This window comes from Nocardioides nanhaiensis, from assembly GCF_039542785.1.
GTDB classification, from domain to species: Bacteria; Actinomycetota; Actinomycetes; order Propionibacteriales; family Nocardioidaceae; genus Nocardioides; species Nocardioides nanhaiensis.
Map to the genome: position 1 here is coordinate 1 of NZ_BAABIM010000008.1, position 5,633 is coordinate 5,633.

At 56.4% G+C, this 5,633-nt stretch carries 3 rRNA genes; all 3 read left to right on the forward strand.

The window, feature by feature from the left end:
• Positions 1–205: 205 nt before the first annotated feature.
• A 16S ribosomal RNA gene (locus ABD948_RS22080) occupies positions 206–1,736 on the forward strand.
• Positions 1,737–2,223: 487 nt separating this feature from the next.
• Positions 2,224–5,357, forward strand: a 23S ribosomal RNA gene (locus tag ABD948_RS22085).
• A gap of 152 nt (positions 5,358–5,509) precedes the next feature.
• A 5S ribosomal RNA gene (rrf, locus tag ABD948_RS22090) occupies positions 5,510–5,626 on the forward strand.
• Together the 16S, 23S and 5S rRNA genes form the textbook arrangement of a ribosomal RNA operon.
• Positions 5,627–5,633: the final 7 nt, after the last annotated feature.

The window sequence follows — 5,633 nt, forward strand, 5'->3', positions numbered from 1 at the left end:
GTGTGCGTCTGATTCTTGAGAACTCAACAGTGTGTCAGATAGTCGATGGAAGTTTGTGCGACTGCATCTGTGTGTCTTGTCTGGTCTGCCTTTGTGGTGGGTTGGGTGGGGTGTGTGGGTGTGGTTGGTTTTTTCGGCAATTCAATGATTCTGGCAAGTTTTTTTGCTAGTTGTTTGTTTGCTGGGTTTGGCTTTACATGGTTTTTCTATGGAGAGTTTGATCCTGGCTCAGGACGAACGCTGGCGGCGTGCTTAACACATGCAAGTCGAGCGGTAAGGCCCTTTCGGGGGTACACGAGCGGCGAACGGGTGAGTAACACGTGAGTAATCTGCCCTTCACTTCGGGATAAGCTTCGGAAACGGGGTCTAATACCGGATATGACACAGTTTCGCATGAGATCTGTGTGGAAAGTTTTTTCGGTGGGGGATGTGCTCGCGGCCTATCAGCTTGTTGGTGGGGTAATGGCCTACCAAGGCTTCGACGGGTAACCGGCCTGAGAGGGTGACCGGTCACACTGGGACTGAGACACGGCCCAGACTCCTACGGGAGGCAGCAGTGGGGAATATTGGACAATGGGCGGAAGCCTGATCCAGCAACGCCGCGTGAGGGATGACGGCCTTCGGGTTGTAAACCTCTTTCATTACCGACGAAGCTCAGTGTTGATCTGGGTGACGGTAGGTGGAGAAGAAGCACCGGCCAACTACGTGCCAGCAGCCGCGGTAATACGTAGGGTGCGAGCGTTGTCCGGAATTATTGGGCGTAAAGGGCTCGTAGGCGGTTTGTCGCGTCGGGAGTGAAAACACCGGGCTTAACTCGGTGCTTGCTTCCGATACGGGCAGACTGGAGGTATGCAGGGGAGAACGGAATTCCTGGTGTAGCGGTGAAATGCGCAGATATCAGGAGGAACACCGGTGGCGAAGGCGGTTCTCTGGGCATTACCTGACGCTGAGGAGCGAAAGTGTGGGGAGCGAACAGGATTAGATACCCTGGTAGTCCACACCGTAAACGTTGGGCGCTAGGTGTGGGATCCATTCCACGGGTTCCGTGCCGCAGCTAACGCATTAAGCGCCCCGCCTGGGGAGTACGGCCGCAAGGCTAAAACTCAAAGGAATTGACGGGGGCCCGCACAAGCGGCGGAGCATGCGGATTAATTCGATGCAACGCGAAGAACCTTACCTGGGTTTGACATACACCCTGCCGCTCCAGAGATGGGGCTTCTTTTGGGGGTGTACAGGTGGTGCATGGCTGTCGTCAGCTCGTGTCGTGAGATGTTGGGTTAAGTCCCGCAACGAGCGCAACCCTCGTCCTATGTTGCCAGCGGGTCATGCCGGGGACTCATAGGAGACTGCCGGGGTCAACTCGGAGGAAGGTGGGGATGACGTCAAGTCATCATGCCCCTTATGTCCAGGGCTTCACGCATGCTACAATGGCCGGTACAAAGGGCTGCGATCCCGTGAGGGGGAGCGAATCCCAAAAAGCCGGTCTCAGTTCGGATTGGGGTCTGCAACTCGACCCCATGAAGTCGGAGTCGCTAGTAATCGCAGATCAGCAACGCTGCGGTGAATACGTTCCCGGGCCTTGTACACACCGCCCGTCACGTCATGAAAGTCGGCAACACCCGAAGCCCATGGCCCAACCCGCTTGCGGGGGGGAGTGGTCGAAGGTGGGGCTGGCGATTAGGACGAAGTCGTAACAAGGTAGCCGTACCGGAAGGTGCGGCTGGATCACCTCCTTTCTAAGGAGACACACCCGTGGTGGGTGCGCTGCCCCGGCACTTTCGCTGGGGGGTTGTCATTCACTGTTGTGGGGTGTCGCTTGAGTGGAATCCATCGATGAAGGTTCGCCTGTGGGTGCCTGTCTGCTGCTAGTACTGCTCCTCGTCTTCGGGTGGGGGGTGTGGAACGTGGTGGGTGGGGGCTGGTGGGTGGGTTGTTCTGGCACGCTGTTGGGCCCTGAGGGATCAGGCCGGCCGGGTCGTGATGATCTGGTGTTGGGTGTGGTGTTCTCTGGTTGTTTGAGATCTGGATAGTGGACGCGAGCATCATCCGCGTATCGATCACTCGTGTGGCTGTGTGAGCAGTTGCGTGTGGGTGGTGGGTGTGTGGGTGTTGTTTTTTTGTAGTGCTGTCTTTGCAGTGTTTTGTTTTGTTGCTGGCGGATGTTCAGCGGCATGCGGTGCCTGGCGAATGTTGGTGGGTGTTGTGTGTTGTTGGGTGTTTGTTTGGCAAGCTGTGAAGGGCGCATGGTGGATGCCTTGGCATCAAGAGCCGATGAAGGACGTTGGAGCCTGCGATAAGCCCTGGGGAGTTGGCAACCGAGCTGTGATCCGGGGGTGTCCGAATGGGGAAACCCAGCTGGAGTTATGTCCAGTTACCTGCACCTGAATGTATAGGGTGTGTGGAGGGAACGTGGGGAAGTGAAACATCTCAGTACCCATAGGAAGAGAAAACAAAAGTGATTCCGAGAGTAGTGGCGAGCGAAATCGGATGAGGCTAAACCTCTATCGTGTGATACCCGGCAGGGGTTGCGGTAGGGGGGTTGTGGGAGCATGCGTGGTCGTCTGCCGGCGATCGTGGCAGTAAGAAAGTGTGTGTGAAGCTGGAGTCCATTGGAAAGTGGCGCCGTAGAGGGTGATAGCCCCGTAGGCGTAAGCGCGCACCTGCCTGTTGTGTTTTCCCAAGTAACACGCCACCCCTGAAATGGTGTGTGAATCTGGCGGGACCACCCGTTAAGCCTAAATACTTCTTGATGACCGATAGCGGACAAGTACCGTGAGGGAAAGGTGAAAAGTACCCCTGGCGGGGAGTGAAATAGTACCTGAAACCGTGCGCCTACAATCCGTCAGAGCATTCGCACTTGTGTGGGTGTGATGGCGTGCCTTTTGAAGAATGAGCCTGCGAGTTTGCGTTGTGTGGCGAGGTTAACCCGTGTGGGGAAGCCGTAGCGAAAGCGAGTCCGAAGAGGGCGTTTGAGTCGCATGATCAAGACCCGAAGCGAAGTGATCTATCCATGGGCAGGTTGAAGCGCGGGTAAGACCGCGTGGAGGACCGAACCCACTTAGGTTGAAAACTGAGGGGATGACCTGTGGATAGGGGTGAAAGGCCAATCAAACTTCGTGATAGCTGGTTCTCCCCGAAATGCATTTAGGTGCAGCGTTGTGTGTTTCTTGCCGGAGGTAGAGCACTGGATAGCTGATGGGCCCGACCAGGTTACTGACGTTAGCCAAACTCCGAATGCCGGTAAGTGAGAGCGCAGCAGTGAGACTGCGGGGGATAAGCTCCGTAGTCGAGAGGGAAACAGCCCAGATCATCAGCTAAGGCCCCTAAGTGGCGGCTAAGTGGAAAAGGATGTGGAGTCGCAGTGACAACCAGGAGGTTGGCTTGGAAGCAGCCACCCTTGAAAGAGTGCGTAATAGCTCACTGGTCAAGTGATTCCGCGCCGACAATGTAGCGGGGCTCAAGCCGCCCGCCGAAGCTATGGCACTCACACGTCTCTTGGATGAGATCCCCGAAAGGGTGTGTGGGTGGGTAGGGGAGCGTCGTGTCGCGTGTGAAGCTGCGGGGTGACCCAGTGGTGGATGCGTCACGAGTGAGAATGCAGGCATGAGTAGCGAATCACGGGTGAGAAACCCGTGCGCCGAATGATCAAGGGTTCCAGGGTCAAGCTAATCTGCCCTGGGTAAGTCGGGACCTAAGGCGAGGCCGACAGGCGTAGTCGATGGACAACGGGTTGATATTCCCGTACCGGCGAAGGTGCGTCCATGACGAGGCCGGTGATGCTAACCGCCCGAAGCTCACGTGATTGATCCCTTCGGGGTGAGACGTGTGAGTGGAGCGCGGGACCCGATCCGGTAGTAGTCAAGTGATGGGGTGACGCAGGAAGGTAGCCCAACCACGCCGATGGTTGTTGCGTGGGTAAGCCCGTAGGGTGGGATCTAGGTAAATCCGGATTCCTGGCTTTGATGCCGCACCTGAGAGGTGATGCCGACCCCGTATGGGGGAAGTGGGTGATCCTATGCTGTCGAGAAAAACCTCTAGCGAGTACCGAGCCGCCCGTACCCCAAACCGACTCAGGTGATCAGGTAGAGAATACCAAGGCGATCGAGTGAACCATGGTTAAGGAACTCGGCAAAATGCCCCCGTAACTTCGGGAGAAGGGGGACCGGATCCGTGATCGGACTTGCTCCGTGATGCGGTGATGGTCGCAGAGACCAGGCCCAAGCGACTGTTTACTAAAAACACAGGTCCGTGCGAAGTTGTAAGACGATGTATACGGACTGACTCCTGCCCGGTGCTGGAAGGTTAAGAGGACCTGTTAGACGACCTTTGGTTGTTGAAGCGGAGAATTTAAGCCCCAGTAAACGGCGGTGGTAACTATAACCATCCTAAGGTAGCGAAATTCCTTGTCGGGTAAGTTCCGACCTGCACGAATGGAGTAACGACTTGGGCGCTGTCTCAACCATGGACTCGGCGAAATTGCACTACGAGTAAAGATGCTCGTTACGCGCGGCAGGACGGAAAGACCCCGGGACCTTTACTATAGTTTGGTATTGGTGTTTGGTTCGGCTTGTGTAGGATAGGTGGGAGACTGTGAAGCATGCACGCCAGTGTGTGTGGAGTCATCGTTGAAATACCACTCTGGTCGTACTAGATGTCTAACCTAGGTCCATGATCTGGATCAGGGACAGTGCCTGATGGGTAGTTTAACTGGGGCGGTTGCCTCCTAAAATGTAACGGAGGCGCTCAAAGGTTCCCTCAGCCTGGTTGGCAATCAGGTGTTGAGTGTAAGTGCACAAGGGAGCTTGACTGTGAGACAGACATGTCGAGCAGGGACGAAAGTCGGAACTAGTGATCCGGCCACGGCGAGTGGAAGCGTGGTCGCTCAACGGATAAAAGGTACCCCGGGGATAACAGGCTGATCTTCCCCAAGAGTCCATATCGACGGGATGGTTTGGCACCTCGATGTCGGCTCGTCGCATCCTGGGGCCGGAGTAGGTCCCAAGGGTTGGGCTGTTCGCCCATTAAAGCGGCACGCGAGCTGGGTTTAGAACGTCGTGAGACAGTTCGGTCCCTATCCGCCGCGCGCGTTGGAAACTTGAGAAAAGCTGTCCCTAGTACGAGAGGACCGGGATGGACGAACCTCTGGTGTGCCAGTTGTCCCGCCAGGGGCACGGCTGGTTGGCTACGTTCGGACGTGATAACCGCTGAATGCATCTAAGCGGGAAGCACATTTCAAGATGAGGTTTCCCACCAACTTGATTGGGTAAGGCCCCCTACAGATGATGGGGTTGATAGGCCGGAGGTGTACAGCAGTGATGCCCAGCCGACCGGTACTAATAGGCCGAGGGCTTGCCTGACAAACCCCCAACAAGACACAACACCGCGTACTACGAAGAACCGATGACAGCCTGTGGGCTGTGTTGGTCGCGTCCACGATCCACAACCACCCGCCCAGACACAGTTCTGGCCCAGACATGGTCTGGTAAACCGGGGTTGGTTGTTTTAGAGTTACGGCGGCCATAGCGGCAGGGAAACACCCGGTCCCATCCCGAACCCGGAAGTTAAGCCTGCCAGCGCCGATGGTACTGCACCCGAGAGGCTGTGGGAGAGTAGGACGCCGCCGGACAAACATT